This window comes from Elusimicrobiaceae bacterium (genome assembly GCA_017528825.1).
Classification (GTDB): Bacteria; Elusimicrobiota; Elusimicrobia; order Elusimicrobiales; family Elusimicrobiaceae; genus Avelusimicrobium.
This window is the reverse complement of the sequence record JAFXOI010000017.1, coordinates 1-19,484: the sequence shown is the minus strand read 5'-3', so window position 1 is coordinate 19,484 and position 19,484 is coordinate 1. Positions and strand designations below refer to the sequence as shown.

Here is a 19,484-nt window from a genome sequence, read left to right as displayed (position 1 = left end):
AGAAAAACAGGAGGGGTTATGGACTTTTATCAAATCATGACATTAATTGCGGTTGTAGCTTTTGTGGTGCTGGTTATTTATGCGGCCCGCACGTTAATGCAAATCCAGAAAACCGCTGAATCAGTAGAGTATTTAGCCATTACCACTGCCGAAAAAGTGGACAAAACAAACAGTACATTTCAATTGATTGACAATGTATCTTCCGTCTTAGATAATGGTTTGTTTAGAGCCGTTAAACTAGGAATGGATTTAGTAAACAAATATAAAAAGAAATAAAAATATTTTTTGACTAACCCCCTCGCACAAGCGAGGGTTTTTTTATGGTAATTTGATTGGAAAACTGGTAGAATAGAAATAGTAGTATATACAATTTGAATCTGTTTTTGGAACCGTACGCAGAGTACGGGGTTTGCACCAGCAATCCTGACACGCCAAAAACAGCCGATATAAGGCACAAGGCAAACGGACTAATTACCCGTTTGTTTTGTGCCGAGTGTTTGCCACGCCTTCGGGCGCGGCAGACTACGGCTGTTATAGTTGGATACCGTGTCAGGAGTCCGCTGTAACAGCCGTTTTTTTGTGTGCATTCTCCAAAAACAGAAACAAAAGGAGAATCGTATGCAAAAAAATAAACAGGCCTTCACGCTGATAGAACTACTAGTGGTCGTACTGATTATCGGTATTTTATCGGCTATTGCTATACCCATGTATCAAGGGGCGGTGGATAAAAGCCATTGGAGCACCATGTTACCGGGTGCCAAAGCCATTAAAGATGCCGAAGAAGCCGTTAAAATGACCAATGGTGCGTATACGGATAATATGGCTAATTTAGATGTTACGATGAATAATAGTGATTTAACATTTGCCTTAGTAACGCCCAATAATACGGCTGACCCCAATGTGATACGGGTTACGAACAGTAAATTAGACAATGTGCGTCTAGCTAGTTATTTAGACAAAAGTCCAATGTTTGCCGGGCAGTTACATTGTGAAGCTAAAACAGGGGATGAACGCGCGAAAAGATTATGTAGCAAACTGCTAAACGGCCAAGATTTAACCAGTGCAGACGGCTATACGGCCTATTTACTAGACCAAGAAATCGACAAAGCCACGTGTGATCATGTCAGCCGCACCTGGTCCAACAAGAACACCAAATGTTTTAGAACAGAAGAAGACCGTTGCAAAGCCAATGGTATGCCGTATAGTAATGGATTTTGTGGATATCAACATACAAGCGGGATAGAAGAGAACAAACTTGTAATAGAAGAAGGCGGCACCTGTTTGGGAGACGAGCATTATGGAGCGAATAATTGCAATCATGTTAGCGTAAAGACTGACGGACTTTGTCAGACAACAAGAGATAAAGGTTGTAATGATTCTGAATTTGCTCCGGGAAGCAGTTGTATTACCGGTATTGAACACGGATATTATAGCTGTCAAAATGGTAATTTTGATGCAGCTATTTGTACCGGAGGTTATGAATCGTGTACGGGAACTTTTGCAAATGGATCTGTTTGTACCGCTAAAAGTGCGCATGCTTGCTCCGGCACATTTTCTTCTGGAAGTATCTGTATTGGAGATGGTGGTTATTCCTGCCATGGAGCTACCTTTAAAGAAGGTAGCAAATGTATCGCGAATGCTTATGGAACTTGCGGCTCTGCTTATGGGGATGTTACGTACGATGGAGGATGTTGTGAAGGTACCTGGTGCCCAAATTCAGCGCCGAAGTGCTAATAAATCAAAACCCCGCTCTTGTGAGCGGGGTTTTTTTAGATCCTATATTCACTCTTACAGACAGAACTGGCCTTTTTGGTAAATTAGGATTTTTTTGCCGCCTTTGACGGTGGCGTGTACGGTTTTATCTTCCGTATTAATCAAATCCCAATGCAAAGCAGATTCATTATAGCCCAACTTTTCTTTGAGTTTTTTGTCCAGTTTGCGCACATCTCCGGCAAAGGTATCGGCATAACTGGACCCGACGGCCACGTGGCAATTACCGTGTTTGCCGCCGAAATTTTCGTCAAACAAAATATCGGCCATGAATTTGTCAATTTTAGAAAACCGACGGTCCGTGAGTGAAAACTCCCCGATTTGGGACGCCCCGCGATCCATCGCTAACATTTTGCGTAAGAAATCTTGGCCTTTTTCGGCAGTGGCTTTTACCACGCGCCCTTCCTTAAATTCCAGACGAACGCCTTTGACATAATTACCGCTACGATAAGAGGACAAATCTGCAAAATACACACCGCGCGTACCGCGCCAGTCCGGTGAAGTAAAAATTTCAAAAGACGGGATATTGTTGCCGCCTCCGGAGATAAATTTGCGTTTTTCCCCCATCAGCACCTCAAAATCCATATGCACACTTTGCACGTGCAAACGGTCTATCTTCAAACTGTTGAGCCATTTGCCGGTTTGCTCAATTTGTTTCATCACCTCTTTCCATTTTGCCACCGGATCTTTTTCGTTCAAAAAACATGCCTTGACCATTTGAGCGGCATATTCTTTCAAACTTAACCCTGCTTTATCGGCTAATTCCTGCGTCGGGTAATTGCACAATGTCCACGAAAATTGACCGGCTTGTTCGGTGCGGTCCAAAATTTCACGCAATTTTTTACGCGCCACGGCAGCTTGACCGATGCGGGCAGGATTTACGTTTTTAAGGGCCATCAAATCTTCGGGCGCACGCAAAGCAATCATCCCGTTTAGAGAGTTTTGGAACGCTTCTTCTCCCGGTGCAATATAAGCCAGTTGTTTGGCATCGGCTAATGAATAAAAAGCCTGTTGAAATCCTTCCGGCGTAATAAAACGCACCATCGGATGATAGCGTTTTTCTAGTAGACGACTATACACGGCCTGTGCTAACGGCATAGCCCCCACTTCGCAACGGATTAACACCGTATCATATTTTTTGAATTTACCGCCGCGGCGGGCATTCTCCATCGCCCACACCATGACGTCTGCATATCGATTTAGTTGTGTATTGGTAAAAATCATACATTCCCCTTCCAAGTAAGATAATGTTATAATAGCAAATATAGAGGACTGAGCTATGAAAAAACTTTTTATTTTTGTCTGTTGTTTAGTCGTATTTGCTCCTTTGTGGGCCGGCGTAGCGCCTAAACCGGAAATGGATTTTACATTTATCTATTCCTCTCCGCAAAACCAACCGACGGTCTTGCCGCAAACCAGTGAGCAAATTCAATGTCAGGATAATCAATGTCTGCAAAGTGCTCCATTGGGCACGTATGGACTACAAAGATTATACTGCCAAGCCCATAATTGTTTTTCTATCGCCTATGAATATGCCCCCTATCAAAAACTGGTATTAGATTTTTCCGACGGAATAAAACGTACCAGTAATGTATTTGCCACTCCGCAAAGACTACGTAGCAATTTTCACGTAATTGTGCGAGATAAAGATTTACAAGTAGAATTAGCACCTAGCGAACCGATGAGCCATGATTTATTGCGTGCCGATGCGTGGACCTCTTTCATTATTATTATTGTGCTGGAGTTGGTGGCCGCTTGGGCCTATTTATACTACACGCGCAAAAGCTACCGCATTTTATATTCGGTACTGGCGGCTAACTTGCTTACCCTGCCGCTGTCCTGGCGAGTATTAGGACCGTGGATGCCACAACCGTGGGTAATTTGGATAGCGTGCTTATTGTTTGAAACGGGCTTTTTATGGCTATGTAACCGAAAACGCCTGACTGTCCGCGATGCCTTAAATCTTAGTTTTGCCATCAACGTAACCAGTTATTCAGTAGAGATGATTTTATCGTTTCTGCTGGCACCGTATTTGTTCTAATGAATTCTCTAATCAAACAGCCGCCCAACAAGGGCGGCTGTTTTGTTTGAATTAGTATAATAACTACATGCACGAATCTTTTCCGGACAAACAAATAGAATTTACAGATGAGTGGAAAGATGCCCTGGCACTGCTGGAAGCGCCGGTGACACGGGCTCCGTTTGTCTTTATTACAGGAAAAGCCGGTACCGGTAAAACAACCTTGCTGCGTTATTTTGCTCAGCACACTCCCAAAAATGCCGTCGTACTGGCTACTACCGGTATTGCCGCAGTAAACGTCCGAGGCCAGACCGTTCATTCCTTTTTTCATCTCAAACCAAGCAATTTATTAGATACGGATAATCTAAAGAAATTGCCGCGCCGCATAGTAGAAGCTATCGATACCCTCATCATTGATGAAGCTTCTATGCTTCGGGCTGATTTGCTCGATGCGATGGATTATATTTTGCGTATTTCCACACATAGCGATGTTCCATTTGGGGGCAAACAGATTATTTTGTTTGGGGATTTATTTCAATTACCCCCCGTAGAAGAATCTCCGGCAGACGGCCTCTTTGATTATTTCCAGGCGCAATATCGAAGCCCCTATTTTTTTGATGCCCATGTTTTACGCAACATCCATTTAGAAGTATTTGAATTAACCCGCATTTTCCGCCAACAGGACGACCGAAATTTTGCACTGCTACTCAACAAAATACGTTCAAACCACATTACCCAAGCAGAACTCGATCATTTTCTAAATACCCGTATCACTTCAAAAGAGCCTTCTGACTTGGAGCATAGCATCATCCTTTCCACTACCAATGCCGGGGCCGCGTGGCGCAACCGGGCACACTTGGCACAACTGACAGGCGAAGAATTTATTTATCCGGCTGTAATAGACGAAACATTTAAGAAAAAAAATGTTCCCGCAGAAGAAAATCTGCACTTAAAACGCGGGGCCAAAATCATGATGCTGACCAATCAAAAAGATTCTTTTTGGGTCAATGGAGACATTGGTACCATATATGATTTGGGACCCGATTTTATCAAAGTAGAACTGAAAGGAAATATCTACCAAGTAGAACCCCACGTGTGGGAAGATATCCGCTACGAATTCAATCCGCTTACCCAAAAACTCGAACCGAAAGTAAAGGGATTTTTTAAGCAATATCCGCTTAAACTGGCGTGGGCTATCACCATACACAAGAGTCAAGGATTAACTTTTGACGGTATTTATGTGGATATGGGCAGCGGTGCATTTGCAACCGGTCAAACCTATGTGGCCTTAAGTCGTTGCCGCACTTTGAGCGGAGTTACTTTTAAAAAACCGATTACGGTGCGAGATATTCGATGTGATCCTCGTATAGTACATTTTTTTAATACCATAAACAGATAAATTTGTCTTTGAGAATTTACGGGTAAAAAAGCCTCCCGAATGGGAGGCTTTTTGATGTATCGTTAAGCAGATTTCTGTTTCTTGCGATTCTTCCATTTATCTACCCCTGTTTGGATCAGGATATAGAACAACGGAATTAAGAACAATCCGGCTAATGTACCGACAAGCATTCCGTAAAACACAGGCACCCCCAACGCGCGGCGGCTGGCTGCACCTGCTCCTGTGGCCATAACCATGGGCAACATACCCAAAATGAAAGTGAAAGCGGTCATCAGCACCGGACGGAAACGCTGTGTAAGTCCGTTTAAGGCAGCATCTTCTACACTACTTCCGTGAGCACGTTCATCCTTGGCAAATTCCACAATCAGAATCGCATTTTTGGCGGCCAAACCAACCAACAATACTAGTCCAAGTTGTGCATAAATACTCAAAGGCAAGTCTGTAATCCACAAACCCAATAATCCACCAAATACCGCCGCAATTACAGACATCAACACCGGTATAGGAATGGTCATACTCTCGTATTGTGCTACCAAGAACAAATAGGCAAACAAGACCGCCAATAAAATCAATATAGTCAGCTGTCCGCGGTTTTTCTTTTCCTGATAGCTCACATCCGTCCATTCATAAGCATAACCCGGAGGTAAGTTTTGCAAAATTTGCTCCGTACGGTCCATCGCCGCCCCGGTGCTCGAACCGGCACTTGGGCTGGCCATGATCTTGGCAGCCGGATACTGGTTATAGCGCGTAATTTGACGCGGAGACAAAATATACTTTAAGTCCACCAATGCCATTAACGGAACTTGTTCCCCATAGGCATTGACCACATACATTTTGTTAATATTTTCCGGCGTCATGCGGTATTTACTTTCAGATTGTAAAATAACTTTGTTTACTTGCGTGCCGAAGTTCACATCCCCTACATAAGAGGAACCCAAGTAATTTTCCAAGACGGAGAACACACTAGACACCGGCACTTTCATGGATTCGGCTTTGGCGCGGTTCACATCTAAGTAAATGTTAGGTGTATTGGCGCGGAAAGTAGAATAGGCCATAGCCATCGTCGGATCCATCATCATTTGATAGCCTACTCCATTAGCGGTATTAGCTAATTTTTGATAATCAAAATCATTTAAGGACTGTATCATCAAAGCCAAACCGCTGGAAGTACCTAATCCCGGAATAGAAGGCATTTCCATAATCATCACATTGGCTTCCGGAATTTGGCTCAATTGCCCCATCAGGCGCTGGGCTATTGCTCCTTGTGATAAATCCTTGGGTTTGCCACCCAATAATTTCTTGACCATTCCCCACAATCCCGGTGTCGGGCGGGTACCCCAGGGTTGTAACGATATAAATCCGATACCCACGTTTTCTCCGCTGCCGGACGTTAAACTATAACCGAGCACAGTGGCAATATGTTTCACCCCTTCGGTTTCTTTTACTTGCTTAATCAAACGATCCATTAATTCTTTTGTACGGGCAAAAGTGGAACCTTCCGGCAACTGCATATCTAATATGATAATACCCTGGTCTTCCAACGGAATAAAGGAGGTTTGAGATACCTTGATAAACAATATATTCGCCGCTACAATTGCCACAAACAACAGCGCAATTACTGCCAGTTTTCGGGCAATGGAACTAACCATATTTTTGTATCCTCTAGCACCACGTTGTACGGCTAAATTGAACCAACGCAACACCGTAATTTTTGTTTCCGGAATTTTATGTAGCATGGTAGCACAAATAGCCGGAGATAAGGACAGGGCATTTAAGGTAGAAAAACATACCGCTGTGGAAATAGTGATTGCAAATTGTTTATAAATTTCCCCAGTAATACCGCCCATAAACGTGATTGGCACAAAAATGGCCAAAATAACCAGCGTGGTAGCGATTAGCGCACCGGACAATTCGCTCATGGCTTGCGTGGTGGCATCAATCGGCGGTTGGTTTTCTTTATTCATCAAATAAATGACACGTTCCACCACACAAATAGCATCATCCACTACTAGACCGATAGCCAATACCAAGGCAAACAAGGTGAACAGGTTAATGGAATAACCCAGTGCCAACATCACGGCAAAGGTACCGAGCAAAGAAACCGGAATCGTAGCCGCAGGTACTAAGGTAGCGCGCCAGTCTTGTAAAAATACATAACAAACAATGACCACCAACAGGAACGTAATAAACAGCGTCAACACTACTTCATCGATAGAGGCATTAATAAAATCAGTAGTGTCAAACGCAAAATCATAGGTAAGCCCTTCCGGGAAAAACTGCGACAAACGTTTGAGCTCGGCTTTAACTAATTCCATAGTTTCAATAGCATTGGCTCCAGAAGATAGGTTTATCATGATTGGGTTGGAAATTATTCCGTCAAAAGAACCTCCCAAACCATAGGTTTCTTTCCCTTCTCCCACGCGCGCAATTTCGGACAAACGCACAATACCGCCCTGATCATCCGTGCGGATAATGATATTTTTGAAATCTTCCGGATCATTTAAGCGACCATCGGTTTGTAACGCATAAATCGTAAGCACTGTTCCGTCATTGGGCTGCGCACCTATTTTACCTAAAGAAGGCTGATAATTTTGGCTGGCAATGGCAGCTTTAACGTCTGCGATGGAAATGTTTAGTGCAGCCATTTTATCAGAGTCTAGCCACACGCGCATACTTTTATTAGCCCCGAACACACGCGCCTCTCCAACACCGTCTATACGAGAAATATTTTTCTGCACATTGTTGTTGAGGTAATCACTCATTTCCAAATCGCTCATCCGGCCGCTTTTATCGGTAAAGGATACTAGTCCCAAAATGTTGGACGAGCGGCGTAATACGCGAATCCCTTGGCGAGTTACTTCTGTAGGCAACAGCGGAGTGGCTTGAGAAACGCGGTTCTGCACTTTCACCTGTGCGATATCCGGGTCCACACCGGTTTTGAACGTAACAGAAAGCATATATGAGCCATCGGCAGAGTCCGAACTCATATACAACATATCTTCTACCCCGTTAACTTGTGCTTCCAGTGGAATCCCTACTGTTTTAGCTATTACTTCGGCACTCGCGCCCGGATAAGTAGCCAAGACCACAATTTGTGGTGGCGTAATTTCCGGATACAAGGCAATGGGTAGGGATTTGATAGCAATCCCCCCCGCCAAACAGAGTAGTAATGAAATAACGAGTGCAAAGCGAGGTCTGCGGATGAAGAAATTCGAAAACATACTTTATTTACTCCTTCTGATCGGACTCAGCTTCCACTTGGCTGACTGTCACTTTCTGCCCGTTTTGCAATTTTTGTTGACCAATGGTAACAACCCTGTCCCCGTCTTCTAAGCCGGAAACGACTACATAATTGGTACCGACTACATCCCCAAGAGCAATATATTTCTGTACAATAGTATCATTATCATCTACCGTCATCACATATTGCCCCACCGCGTCCTGCGAGACAGAGGTTTGCGGCACTAAAATCATGGGACGGAACTTATCCAAACTAACTGTTACATTCACATAGTTACCGGGAATAAGTTTATTTTGGGCATTGTCAGCTTGTGCATAGACAGCCATGGTAGCCGTTTGAGCATTAATTTCATTATCGGAAAATACATTTGCCGATGGTAAATCAATCGTTTCCCCGTTAGGCAAGGCCACTTGGATGTCCGGCTGATGCGTGGTCAATTGATCCATACCGGATAAACGTTCTTTATCGGTAATGGAGAAAACTACCCGCACCGGATCCATTTGAATCACACGAGCTAATTTGCTGACCGCGGCATTGGTATAATTTCCCTTGGTCATCAGGGCTTTACCGATATATCCGCTGATGGGAGATTTGACTTCCGTATATTCTAAATTTAATCTCGCTAAATCCAAGCTGGCTTGAGCAGCCTTCACATTGGCCTGGGCATTGGTATAATTGCTTTCTGCCACTTCCAAATCTGCCTGAGAAAGCATTTTTTCCTTATACAAGGATTGTTCCCGTTTGAAATGGCTAGCTTGCTGTTTCTCCGTAGCTTTTGCCTTTTCTAAATCCGCTTCCGCAGCAGTAACAGCCGCTTTATAACGGGCTTGGTCGATGACAAATAAAACATCTCCTTCTTTTACAAAAGATCCTTCCTCAAACAGCACCTTATCAATATATCCAGATACTTGTGGAATAACATCCGAAGCGTTAATTGCTTCCACCTTAGCAATAAAATTTTTTCCCAATGCAACGGTGCGCTTTTTCATGGTTTGTGTCAGCACACTAGCTGGCGCTGCACCACCCATATTCATTTGACCGCCACCGGCTAATTTACCTTTTATGATAAAACCTAACACTCCCCCCAATAGCAACACTAGGGCATATTTACTACAAGTAATAATCGTCTCTTTTTTCATAATTATTTTCCGATACTCCTATATAAATTGGCTTTGCTTAATAATACTGCGTAAAACGAAGTAATTTTCGTCTGACGGGCATCCGCCAACCGAGACACTGCGTTAAGTAAATTGATAATATCTTCTTTACCCAGTTCATAATAGCGGAACGCCACGCGGTGGTTTTCTTCAGCACTTTCTAATACCGTTTGACTGATTTCATACGAACGAATAGCTGTTTTATAATTTTGATATGCTTGCCATACTTCATTTTGGACTTGCAATTTCAAATTATCCGTGGTGCGTTGTTGTTGCTCATAAGCATAAGATGCTTGTTGAATTTTATACATATTAGAAAATCCCGCAAACAAAGGCATCGTCACCAAAAGACCGGCAGAATTGTTCGTATTATAAGGAAAGCTATGTTTCCAGTTGTCATTATATTCCACCGAGGCATTTGCACTAATACGCGGTAGTAAATTAGTTTTGGAAGTAGTTAAATCCGATTTAGCAGCTTGTTGTTTGCGCTCTTGTGCCCGCAGCTCCGGACGATTCTGCAAGGCCATTTTCATAAGTTCTTCTACATTATCGTTTTCAATTTCAATAATTTGGTCTTTATAAACCGGTTTTGCCAAATGAATAACAGTATCTGGAGATAAATTAATCAAAACAGCCAAATTACCCGATTGCTGTTTAATGTTATTTTCGGCTAGGACAACCGTCAAAACAGATTGTTCATAGCTGGTTTTAGATTGCAGTTTATCACTCAACGATACCATCCCTAATTTATATCGTTTTTCGGCTTCTTCATAAGAATGTTTATAGGTTTCCAAACTGGCTTTGGCACTGATCAAACTTTCTTGCGCAGCTAATAAATTTAAGTATGCGGTCTGAACGGAAAGTACCATTTGTTGCACGGAAGCATCATACCCGTAACGGGCCGCCTCAACATAAGAACGAGTGCTATTTTGCCGCGCTTCGCGACCGCCGAAATCAAATAACAACCAAGAGGCTTCGGCTTTTCCGCTATATGGCTCTCCTTGTATATAATGACCATGCTCTACTTTTTCGCCGGTGATGTTACCCGTACCGGTTAAATTAATAGACGGCAAATATTCAGAACGAGCGGCTCCCAATCCCGATTCCGAGGCTTTTACCCCCATGTAACTAGCACTTAAGGACGGATTGGTACAAATGCCAATTTGTATCAAATCATCTAAAGTCAATTCCTCTGTGGCTACATCCTTATCTATGCAGCCTGTCGGAGCGCTTATTTTATGTGCGCCGAGCGGATCAAAGGCCGCGGCTGGCCACGCAAGGGCCAATACGGCTAATAAAGCTATATGTTTTTTCATATTAATTCCTTATATTTCACAAAATGGTACCCTATGCCGCTCAAAACCGGCATATTCACCTGTATATATTATACAAAACAACCTAATTCTCAGACATCATTCTTCACTATTGGCAACAAATATGTGTTAAAATAAAAGAAGTTGTTATTTCCCCAGGAGGTAATTATGCTAAAAAAAGGCTTTATAGCCGTCGTTGTTTCCCTGTTATTGGGCAGTGTATTTACTTACGCACAGCAACCATTACAGCATCAAGATCAATACACGCTAAAACAAGTATTGGTCCTCAGCCGTCATAATATTCGATCCCCACTATCGGGATATGGTTCCGCGCTAGCGCGTTTAACACCACACAGTTGGTTTAACTGGTCCTCCGGCCCCAGCGAACTCTCCTTACTCGGAGGAGAATTAGAAACTCTCATGGGGCAGTATTTCCGCAAATGGTTAGTCAGCCAAGGACTGATCACGGAAAATTACATTCCTCGCTCCGGCGAAGTACTTTTTTATGCTAATTCCATGCAACGCACCATTGCCACCGCGCAGTATTTTTCCAGCGGTATGTTACCGGTGGCCAATGTACGCATCAAACACAAATATGCTCCCAGCCGCATGGACCCTGTTTTTGAGCCACGTTTAATTTTTGTCAGCGATCAATTCCGCGCATTGGCCTTACAACAAATTGCCGCTATGGGCGGAGAAAAAGGTTTGCAAGGCATCGGAGAACAAGTGGCCCAAGAGATGGCTCTGTTGGAAAAAGTGTTGGATTTATCGAAATCCGACATGGTAAAAAATAATGAGCTTACCCATTTTGGCACCAATGATACGGAAATCATACTCAACTTACATAAAGAACCCGCCATGCGCGGCTCTTTGAAACTGGCCGAAAAAGCCAGCGATGCGCTCATCTTGCAATACTACGAAGAGCCCAATCCCCGTACTGCGGCTTTCGGCCGTACGTTGACTGAAAAGCAATGGGATCAGATTGCCCGCATTAAAGATTTCTACGGAGACGTGTTGTTTACGGCACCGGCTATAGCGGTTAATGTGGCCCACCCGTTGCTGAAAGTGATGCACAAAGAGTTAAAGAATAACAAACGCAAATTTACCTTTTTGTGCGGACACGACTCCAATTTAGCCAGCGTACTGACGGCCTTGGAAGTAGAACCCTATTCCGTACCTAACAGCATACAGAAAACGACCCCTATCGGTTCTAAAGTGTTATTCAATAAATGGCTTGGAAAAGACGGCAAAGAATATGTATCGATTAACCTAGTCTATCAAACAACGGATCAGTTACGTCAGCGCTCGATGCTATCTTTAGACACTCCGCCGGCAGTATTTCCGTTGCACCTGCAAGGCCTGACCCCCAATGAGGATGGTTTATATACATTAGCAGAAGTACAACAACGTTTTGAAAAAGCTATCAAAGCCTACAAAACACTCAAAAAGCAATACAAATAAATCATTCCACATAAAAGCCCTTACTCCTCAGTAAGGGCTTTTATTAGATAAGAATTGGCAAACTATTTTTTCGTTTATACTATTTTCTACACAAACTATTTCTTTGCTATAATGGAAACAGTTATAGTAATAAGGAGAAAAAAGAAAGTTAAGAACATTTGGATTATTTAATAGGATTATTTGTTGGAAGCGCGGGTTCGGCCCACGCATAGCTAGGTGCTCACGCACAAGGCATATTCCACTCCACCAAATAGTCGCCTCGTTTCTGTCCGCCCCTTCGGGGGCGGGCTGGCGGCGATTATTACACAGGTTAGTGGAATAGCTTAGGTAATACGCCGCTATTTTATGGCCTTTTTATCTAAGCTGACCCCCAAAACGAGGTGTTTTATGAAAAAAGGTTTTACCTTAATAGAATTATTAGTAGTTGTTTTAATCATCGGCATTTTGTCTGCCATTGCACTTCCGCAATATGAAAAAGCGGTAGCCAAAAGCCGCCGCGCCCAAATTAAGCCGGCTGTCAAAAGATTAATGGAAGAATATTCCCTTTGTTACATAGAGCAAGCCAATAATTGCAAGGCAGAAGTAGAAAACGCTTCTGAAGTTTCCAACACTGTATTATATCGTACCTTTGGAGATCAAACAAAATTTGATACAGAATACGGAGAAGGAGGACAAGAAGTCGCTTCTTTAGGTGATTGGAAAATCTGGTTTAGTGGTGGACCATTAGAGATAGATTACAAAGATCATTACAACATAGAGTGTGGTTACGATTATAGAAAAGGGAAATTAACTACTTGTGCCTGTTTTGAAGGTACAGTTTCTTGTTCTTCTGTAGGCCTACCAGAAAATTACGAACAATTTGATTTCTGGGAAAAATAATCTGATAGGGCGGCTCAGTAGCCGCCCTTATTTTTTCCTATCTATATTTCATTTTGCGCTAAAATGTCTTGGAGCACTTTAGCCGAAGCCTGCAACCGTTTGGTTTCGTCCTCGTTAAGTTTGAGCGGCACAAGCGTTTCTACTCCCTCCGAACCCACGATAGCCGGCATACTCAGTGCCAGTCCGTCAATGCCGTACACGTCGTGTATCATAGAAGATACCGGTAAAATAGAACGTTCGTTACGTACAATTGCTTCGCAAATACGCTTTACTGCCGCCGCTATGCCGTAATAGGTCGCCTTCTTTTTGGCAATAATCTCATACGCGCTGTTTTTCACACGATCGGCAATTTCTGCACTGGCTTTGGCATGTTCAAAGTGCCCGCGCATTTCGCAGAAATCGTCCAACTTAATACCCGATACATTAGCACTGCTAAAGGCGGCTATTTCGCTGTCACCGTGTTCACCGATAATAAAAGCATGCACACTGCGGCTGTCCACGTTTAGATGTCGCCCGATTTCATATTTGAGTCGTGCGGTATCCAGCACGGTACCCGAACCAATCACACGATTCTCCGCCAGTCCGCTAAGTTTAACCGCTACCGTCGTCAAAATATCTACCGGATTAGACACTATGAGCAAAATACCTTTGAAATCACGTTGTTTGATTTGCGGAATAATGGATTTATAAATTGCGATATTTTTCTTAACTAAATCCAAGCGCGTTTCACCGGGTTTTTGCGCCGCACCGGCAGTAATAATCACCACCGAAGCATTTTTAACATCATCGTATGTACCGGCATAAATTTTCATCGGTTTGGCAAAGGCCACCCCGTGACTGATATCCAAAGCTTCCCCTTCCGCTTTGGCAGGATCTGCATCTATTAATACCATTTCTCTAAACAAGCCGCTTTGCATTAAACTAAATGCTGAAGCTGACCCCACAAATCCGCATCCGATAATCACTACTTTTCTAAAATTGACACAATTTGTACAGTTTTGTTCCATAATTCCTCCTGTTTGGTATTGTACCACATTGTTTTAACCTCCCCGTAGTAAACTTTTGATTAAAACTAAATAAGACAAACCTTGAAGAGTAAAATGCTACAATCTGCAATAAGGAGAAATTACATCTATGTATGTTGTCAGTGTTTTGATGTTTTTAATTTTCTGCAGTTCTTTTGTATTAATTTGGTATATACTCAGAGCAAGCGTTTCCTGTTTTCTACCCAATGACTACAAAGAACTCCGACGGCTTTTCCCCAATCCCTTGAAAAAACTCCGTTTTTTAGGTGGAAACATCGGCTCTATAAGATGTAAAAACACATTAAAGTTAGATGTATACTATGATAAATTGATTGTAAGCACGATGGGGAAAGCTTTGTGCTTGGATTATTTCTCCTATTCATTTACTAGATCCGATTTTGCACTCAGCCACTCGCTAATAGTAGGCCCCGTACAACCTAACAATTTGAACAACAACTGGTTAAGTTGGATGCACTCTAAAAAAGATATAAACATCACCATATACTTATCTAAAAAAAATTTGGATTTTATTCTCACGCTGGTACAACAAGCCCAACAAAGCCACTAATTGCTAGGAAATTTTCCCTCAGTTTTCTGTTCGACGTTTTTTGCATGTAGGCCTCATGCCTGCACAAATGCTATACTATTGAACATGAGCAAAGCAGAACAAGCAAAAGAATTATTTTTGTCCGGACATAATTGCGCGCAGGCCGTATTATGCGCGTACGCTGACGAAGTCGGCCTCAGTCGAGAGCAGGCCTTAGCCGCAGCCGCCTGTTTTGGTGGCGGACTAGGGGGTCAGCGCGAAGTATGCGGTGCGGTGAGTGCGATGTGTATGGTATTTTCCTTAAAACACGCTCCCAAGGATCCTACCGACCACGCGGCCAAAACAGCGTTTTACGCACATATAAAAGAGCTATGCAATCGTTTCAAAGAAGAAAACGGCTCTATCATTTGCCGTGAATTATTGGGGCTTTCTTGTGCCAATCAACCCGCGCCTCAACCGCGCACGCAGGCCTATTATCACGCACGACCCTGTGCAGATAAAGTAAAAAGTGCCGCCGCCATTTTGGAAAAGTATTTAGCAGAGCAAAATTTGTAAGCAGTTCACGCAAAAAATTCCCCGGTTTTAAGACCGGGGAATTTTTTCATACTTTCTCCTTATTTATATAAATTATGAATCCGCACACGTTAGCTATTTCTTCTACTCTACTTTTTATAACACACTTGGGCAAGTGCATTAAAAATTAACCGATTTGTTCTTTTGCCCACGCAGTAACCATTTCTTGGCTGTTCTTTACATAAGAACCATGTACCGCCAGCGCCTGTCCGAAAGTCGCCCCGGGGCAAAATTTCTTTAAATCCCGCTCCGTATTTCCCAGTCCGCTACCTTCATGTGTCATAAGTCCCATTACTTTCTTGCCGGTAAAATCTAATTTTTCCAACAGACTGAAAACGGCCATCGGGAATCTCCCCCACCAACAGGGTCCGCAAATAAAGATATTGTCATACTCGGAAATATCAGATATATATTTTTTAAGGGCAGGGCGGGCCTCATCGCATAGTTCGTGTTTGGCTTGCTCAATACATGCCTTATAAGCCGGCGGATACGGCTTGACGGTTTCCACTTCAAATAAATCTCCCCCCACCGCCGCTTGAATAAATTGTGCCACTTGTTCCGTATTTCCCTTTTCAATGACACGGATTTCGCCGCCAAAGTAATTTTCCCCTCTGCGCGAATAATAGATGATCAAGTTTTTTGGCATGTGTCCTCCCCGTTTCTATGGTCATAGGTACGTACTATATTCCCCACACCATCCCTTTTATAAGTTTACTCTAATTCTACATTTTTTCAATGCCTTTCATTGGAAAAAATATACGAGTAGAAATAATTTTTTAGTGGCTATTTTTCAAAATTTCACAGAATTTGCTATAATATATATACTTTCCGACGAATTTTTTGGAGAGGTGGCCGAGTGGTTTAAGGCACAGTCCTGGAAAGACTGCATACGGGAAACCGTATCGAGAGTTCGAATCTCTCCCTCTCCGTATCCGTCTAAACATATAATCCCCGCCGAAAGCGGGGATTTTTATTTTGTTTTTCGTCGTAAAACCTGCTAATTTGTAGTAATGGGTAGTAACTTAAATTAAGGTATTTAATTCCCAAAAACAGGGGACACAAACTGGGGACACTGTTTTTACCTGAACTGGGGACACTATTTTTGCAGTGTTTGCGGTAACTTCAAAATATATCCTTTTACTTTTTTTAGTTGCGCTAACTGCTCACGCTCTTTTTGTTTTGCCAAGGTTAGTGCATTGATATAATGCTTTTCACTGGTTTTTTTATCTGCGTGCCCAAGCCCAAGCGAAGCGTCTTTTTCATCCAGGCCCATATCCATAAGCGTGGTGATGTTTGACTTACGTAGTGTTTTATATGTGCAGCGCACTGGCGCCGTGTCTTGTTCGTGGCGCAGTATTTCTTTATTTACGTGTTTGAGGTTGGCCTTAAATGAATTTGAAAAATTTGTGTCGTTATACGGAATACCGTTATCCCGCAAAATTATATATGTTTCCGGCTGTAATTTTTTAATATCTTCTAATACGTCCGGCGGCAGTAATACCAAGCGACGTTTATTCCGTTTTGGCGCCCATGCCGTTATGCCTCGCTTCGGATCAGCGTCGTGTTCGTATATTTTAGTAACGCCTGTTTGAAAATTAATTTTACTTTTAAGTAGGTTTATCATTTCTTCCGGGCGCACGCCCGTATAGTAACCTATCTTAATGGCTACACGCCATTTTAACGGGCTATATTTAAGCAGTAAAGACACTTCCCGCGGGGTCATGGTATGTACTACGATTTTTCCCGTGTCTAATTTCTTTTCCAGCGGGGCCGTATTTATAACGGGGACATATCCCTCCGTCATTCCCCACTTAAACGCACGGATAATACAACCCATTTTTTTATTTACGCCGTAGTAATTTGCGTCTTCTTCGTCAGCCACTGCACGGATGCGGCGGCGGTATTCCGCCAACGTAAAGTATTCCATATCCCCCATATAATGAGGTTTCATAACTTTGTCAAAATTGATTAAGCAGTATTCGTATTCTTCTATAGTGCGGTCTTTGAAACGTGGCTTGCCTGTCCCTTTATCTACTGCTAACCGCAGATAGGATAAAAACTTTTCCTTAAATTCCGTGTATGTAATAGAATGGTCTTCCGCGCGAGATGCGCGTTTTTCTTGCAGTTGCTTTACCCATTTTTTATATGCTTGTTCGCGCTGGTCTTTATTGCCAGTAAAATACTTTTCATACACGCGGCCATTTATTTGTTTGCGGTAGCGCTGCCCGTTGCGGCCTTTTCTTTTGAAGCCGGATATTTTGTTTATGGGTGGCATAAAACTCTCTAAATCTTGCTTACTTTATTGTGTGCATCCTGCCAGGCATTATTGCGTAAGTCCGCTACCGCCCGGCCTTTTCTATCTACCTCTTGTATTTTGGCCATAAATTGCTTTTGCAAGGCAGCATCGGTAAAATGCGGGAACTGGCCCGACGTTGTAAAACTATTATAATGATTAGAAATAAAGCGCATTGCATTTAATTCTTCTTCTATGTAGTCCACGTAAAATGGTATGCTGGCCGTTAGCTTATTTTTCGCGCCAGCCAAGCTGTCTTCTATAGGTTTTTTGAATTTTTCGCATTCGCTTTTTGGATATTTTTTAGCACAATCAGTAAGCATAGCTTCTTTACTTCCGTTTATAATATCATCAATAGTTAAATTTATTTCTTTTTTATACTGCTTAATATCCGTATCTTGCTGTTTGATAGCAGCATTTAGTTTAACTTTAGAATACAAAAAAGAAGTGTCTTGAAGCATTGGCGTAGGCACGTGAATTTTCTTTGCCCGTGCTAACATTTCTTGTGCCATTGTTTTAACAATACCATCTACCACTTTACGCATATCTTTTTCCATTTCTTCCGGCGTGGTGGACGTATTGTAATCTTGGGTTGTTTTGTTAACTTCCAATATATTATCCCAAACTTCTTTTTCAATAGATTTTTCAATTTCTTGTTTTTTTAATAAATTAGCTTCATATATTTTTTGACAACTTGCCATTGCAATAAGAATAAATAAACAAACAACAACTATTCTCATAACTCTTTCCCCTTTTTAAGAGCTTTTATTTCTTGCTCAATAATCAGCATTTTTGTTGTTAATAATTCCACTTGTGTAGAAAGTAATTTAATATCTTTCTGTATATCAGCAGAAGAATTGACTTGCGCGTTTGACCCGATAGCAGAGCCGTGTACTTCGCTAAAAAAATAATTTGCGGGCACATTTAATGCCTCGCTTATTTTTTCTAATGTGTCAGTGCGAAATGAATTTTCGCCAGTCAAAAACCGACTAACTGTCTGCGGAGCTACTTTCATTTTTTTTGCTAAATCACGTTGCGAAATTCCATTCTTTAGCATAAAAATTCTAATTTTATTTGCTATGTCTTCGCTTTTTTTTCTCGTCATAAAACACCTATTTTTTCAAAATAATGCTTGACAAAACATCATTTATTATGTTTAATAAGCATATACTATGATATTGTTTAGCATTGCTAAACTTATCTACCCCGATAAACGGGACTTTGGCTTATAAACAAATTCGCTTATAACAATTCGTAGTTGAAAAATTTGCAATGCAGCAGGGAATAAGCGACCTGTTGCAATATAAGCCAAAAACGTACGGGGACTTTTACTAGGAGTACCGTACGTTTTTATTTTAGCATATTACCCCTAAAAAGGGGGACTGGGCGCAAAGATTTGTAGGTATATATGGAACACGAAAAACCGATTTATAAGAAACTGGACGTAAAAATGTTTAAGCCCGCGGACGTTATCAAAGACCTTGCCGGAAATGTTTTTTTGAAACGTCAGGCGGTAGCGCGGCTTTTTCAATGTTCGCTGGTAGTGCTTACTACTACCTACAAAAGAAAGGGTTTGCGCCCAATGGACCGTTACATTAGCGGCTATAAAACCTATTTATTAGACGATGTGGAACGGTTCTATAACTTACGTGAAAACTACTAAATAAAAAAGGAAGTGAATTATGATAGAGGGAAACCACAACCATAAAAGAGTATATGCACATAAAGAAACTATTGTGTGCAAATTAGTCATTGCCGGATGGCCGCCACATATTGCGGGGGATGAAATACCCGTGGAAGTTATCG

General features: G+C 42.2%; 17 protein-coding genes, 1 tRNA gene and 1 pseudogene. 10 read left to right on the top strand and 9 right to left on the bottom strand.

Going from position 1 to position 19,484, the window contains the following annotated elements; translation table 11 throughout:
* Positions 1–18 precede the first annotated feature (18 nt).
* Together IKN49_03960 and IKN49_03955 are read left to right on the top strand one after the other, a co-directional pair.
* On the top strand, positions 19–276 hold the full coding sequence (locus IKN49_03960; GenBank protein MBR3632197.1) for a hypothetical protein: 258 nt from the start codon (positions 19–21) through the stop codon (positions 274–276).
* Between the two features lie 342 nt (positions 277–618).
* Complete coding sequence (locus tag IKN49_03955) at positions 619–1,734, top strand: pilin (protein ID MBR3632196.1); 1,116 nt, start codon at positions 619–621, stop codon at positions 1,732–1,734.
* Positions 1,735–1,788: 54 nt separating this feature from the next.
* Here the strand turns inward: IKN49_03955 and IKN49_03950 are convergent, their stop codons facing one another.
* Positions 1,789–2,991 (bottom strand): aminopeptidase, encoded by a 1,203-nt coding sequence (locus IKN49_03950; GenBank protein ID MBR3632195.1) that lies wholly within the window; start codon positions 2,989–2,991, stop codon positions 1,789–1,791.
* A gap of 58 nt (positions 2,992–3,049) precedes the next feature.
* On the opposite strand from IKN49_03950, the gene IKN49_03945 reads away from it, so the two are divergent.
* Positions 3,050–3,811 carry a hypothetical protein gene (locus IKN49_03945; GenBank protein MBR3632194.1) on the top strand — a complete coding sequence of 254 codons (762 nt, stop codon included), beginning with the start codon at positions 3,050–3,052 and terminating at the stop codon, positions 3,809–3,811.
* 67 nt (positions 3,812–3,878) lie between these two features.
* Entirely contained in the window at positions 3,879–5,189 is a 1,311-nt protein-coding gene (locus tag IKN49_03940) for an AAA family ATPase (protein ID MBR3632193.1), read from the top strand.
* A gap of 62 nt (positions 5,190–5,251) precedes the next feature.
* On the opposite strand, the gene IKN49_03935 is transcribed toward IKN49_03940, so the two are convergent.
* From IKN49_03935 to IKN49_03925, 3 genes are read right to left on the bottom strand one after another with little or no spacing between them, the layout of a single operon-like run.
* Positions 5,252–8,410 carry an efflux RND transporter permease subunit gene (locus IKN49_03935; GenBank protein MBR3632192.1) on the bottom strand — a complete coding sequence of 1,053 codons (3,159 nt, stop codon included), beginning with the start codon at positions 8,408–8,410 and terminating at the stop codon, positions 5,252–5,254.
* 7 nt (positions 8,411–8,417) lie between these two features.
* Positions 8,418–9,569 carry an efflux RND transporter periplasmic adaptor subunit gene (locus tag IKN49_03930; protein MBR3632191.1) on the bottom strand — a complete coding sequence of 384 codons (1,152 nt, stop codon included), beginning with the start codon at positions 9,567–9,569 and terminating at the stop codon, positions 8,418–8,420.
* 2 nt (positions 9,570–9,571) lie between these two features.
* The gene (locus IKN49_03925; protein MBR3632190.1) at positions 9,572–10,903 is read right to left on the bottom strand and encodes a TolC family protein; all 1,332 of its coding nucleotides are present in this window, start codon (positions 10,901–10,903) and stop codon (positions 9,572–9,574) included.
* 165 nt (positions 10,904–11,068) lie between these two features.
* Here IKN49_03925 and IKN49_03920 point away from each other — a divergent pair, with 165 nt between their 5' ends.
* Both IKN49_03920 and IKN49_03915 read left to right on the top strand, forming a co-directional pair.
* Positions 11,069–12,361, top strand: a complete 1,293-nt coding sequence (locus IKN49_03920; GenBank protein ID MBR3632189.1) for a histidine-type phosphatase — start codon at positions 11,069–11,071, stop codon at positions 12,359–12,361.
* Between the two features lie 387 nt (positions 12,362–12,748).
* A pseudogene (locus tag IKN49_03915) lies at positions 12,749–12,835 on the top strand (prepilin-type N-terminal cleavage/methylation domain-containing protein).
* 446 nt (positions 12,836–13,281) lie between these two features.
* Here the strand turns inward: IKN49_03915 and IKN49_03910 are convergent.
* Positions 13,282–14,247: an L-lactate dehydrogenase gene (locus IKN49_03910; GenBank protein MBR3632188.1), complete on the bottom strand. Its 966-nt coding sequence runs from the start codon at positions 14,245–14,247 to the stop codon at positions 13,282–13,284.
* A gap of 262 nt (positions 14,248–14,509) precedes the next feature.
* On the opposite strand from IKN49_03910, the gene IKN49_03905 reads away from it, so the two are divergent.
* Together IKN49_03905 and IKN49_03900 are read left to right on the top strand one after the other, a co-directional pair.
* Complete coding sequence (locus tag IKN49_03905; protein ID MBR3632187.1) at positions 14,510–14,833, top strand: hypothetical protein; 324 nt, start codon at positions 14,510–14,512, stop codon at positions 14,831–14,833.
* An 84-nt stretch (positions 14,834–14,917) separates the two neighbouring features.
* Complete coding sequence (locus IKN49_03900) at positions 14,918–15,367, top strand: C_GCAxxG_C_C family protein (GenBank protein MBR3632186.1); 450 nt, start codon at positions 14,918–14,920, stop codon at positions 15,365–15,367.
* Positions 15,368–15,512: 145 nt separating this feature from the next.
* Here IKN49_03900 and IKN49_03895 read toward each other — a convergent pair whose 3' ends face one another.
* Positions 15,513–16,031 carry an NAD(P)H-dependent oxidoreductase gene (locus IKN49_03895; protein MBR3632185.1) on the bottom strand — a complete coding sequence of 173 codons (519 nt, stop codon included), beginning with the start codon at positions 16,029–16,031 and terminating at the stop codon, positions 15,513–15,515.
* 196 nt (positions 16,032–16,227) lie between these two features.
* Between IKN49_03895 and IKN49_03890 the strand changes: the two genes are divergently transcribed.
* A tRNA-Ser gene (locus IKN49_03890) sits at positions 16,228–16,314 on the top strand.
* A gap of 167 nt (positions 16,315–16,481) precedes the next feature.
* On the opposite strand, the gene IKN49_03885 is transcribed toward IKN49_03890, so the two are convergent.
* Genes IKN49_03885 through IKN49_03875 form a run of 3 tightly spaced genes read right to left on the bottom strand, consistent with a single transcriptional unit; the run spans position 16,482 to position 18,783 of the window.
* Entirely contained in the window at positions 16,482–17,660 is a 1,179-nt protein-coding gene (locus IKN49_03885; protein MBR3632184.1) for a site-specific integrase, read from the bottom strand.
* An 8-nt stretch (positions 17,661–17,668) separates the two neighbouring features.
* The gene (locus IKN49_03880) at positions 17,669–18,418 is read right to left on the bottom strand and encodes a hypothetical protein (protein ID MBR3632183.1); all 750 of its coding nucleotides are present in this window, start codon (positions 18,416–18,418) and stop codon (positions 17,669–17,671) included.
* Positions 18,415–18,783, bottom strand: a complete 369-nt coding sequence (locus IKN49_03875; protein MBR3632182.1) for a helix-turn-helix domain-containing protein — start codon at positions 18,781–18,783, stop codon at positions 18,415–18,417. Before IKN49_03875 ends, IKN49_03880 begins: the two co-directional genes overlap by 4 nt.
* A 303-nt stretch (positions 18,784–19,086) precedes the next feature.
* Here IKN49_03875 and IKN49_03870 point away from each other — a divergent pair, with 303 nt between their 5' ends.
* Positions 19,087–19,341 carry a hypothetical protein gene (locus IKN49_03870; GenBank protein MBR3632181.1) on the top strand — a complete coding sequence of 85 codons (255 nt, stop codon included), beginning with the start codon at positions 19,087–19,089 and terminating at the stop codon, positions 19,339–19,341.
* The last annotated feature ends 143 nt before the right edge of the window (positions 19,342–19,484 follow it).

What these genes read in the sequence shown, in the direction of transcription:
- IKN49_03960 (MBR3632197.1), top strand. Translation starts at nt 19, where the DNA reads ATGGACTTTTATCAAATCATGACATTAATTGCGGTTGTAGCTTTTGTG.
- IKN49_03955 (MBR3632196.1), top strand. Translation starts at nt 619, where the DNA reads ATGCAAAAAAATAAACAGGCCTTCACGCTGATAGAACTACTAGTGGTC.
- IKN49_03945 (MBR3632194.1), top strand. Translation starts at nt 3,050, where the DNA reads ATGAAAAAACTTTTTATTTTTGTCTGTTGTTTAGTCGTATTTGCTCCT.
- IKN49_03940 (MBR3632193.1), top strand. Translation starts at nt 3,879, where the DNA reads ATGCACGAATCTTTTCCGGACAAACAAATAGAATTTACAGATGAGTGG.
- IKN49_03935 (MBR3632192.1), bottom strand. Translation starts at nt 8,410, where the DNA reads ATGTTTTCGAATTTCTTCATCCGCAGACCTCGCTTTGCACTCGTTATT.
- IKN49_03930 (MBR3632191.1), bottom strand. Translation starts at nt 9,569, where the DNA reads ATGAAAAAAGAGACGATTATTACTTGTAGTAAATATGCCCTAGTGTTG.
- IKN49_03925 (MBR3632190.1), bottom strand. Translation starts at nt 10,903, where the DNA reads ATGAAAAAACATATAGCTTTATTAGCCGTATTGGCCCTTGCGTGGCCA.
- IKN49_03920 (MBR3632189.1), top strand. Translation starts at nt 11,069, where the DNA reads ATGCTAAAAAAAGGCTTTATAGCCGTCGTTGTTTCCCTGTTATTGGGC.
- IKN49_03910 (MBR3632188.1), bottom strand. Translation starts at nt 14,247, where the DNA reads ATGGAACAAAACTGTACAAATTGTGTCAATTTTAGAAAAGTAGTGATT.
- IKN49_03900 (MBR3632186.1), top strand. Translation starts at nt 14,918, where the DNA reads ATGAGCAAAGCAGAACAAGCAAAAGAATTATTTTTGTCCGGACATAAT.
- IKN49_03895 (MBR3632185.1), bottom strand. Translation starts at nt 16,031, where the DNA reads ATGCCAAAAAACTTGATCATCTATTATTCGCGCAGAGGGGAAAATTAC.
- IKN49_03885 (MBR3632184.1), bottom strand. Translation starts at nt 17,660, where the DNA reads ATGCCACCCATAAACAAAATATCCGGCTTCAAAAGAAAAGGCCGCAAC.
- IKN49_03880 (MBR3632183.1), bottom strand. Translation starts at nt 18,418, where the DNA reads ATGAGAATAGTTGTTGTTTGTTTATTTATTCTTATTGCAATGGCAAGT.
- IKN49_03875 (MBR3632182.1), bottom strand. Translation starts at nt 18,783, where the DNA reads ATGACGAGAAAAAAAAGCGAAGACATAGCAAATAAAATTAGAATTTTT.
- IKN49_03870 (MBR3632181.1), top strand. Translation starts at nt 19,087, where the DNA reads ATGGAACACGAAAAACCGATTTATAAGAAACTGGACGTAAAAATGTTT.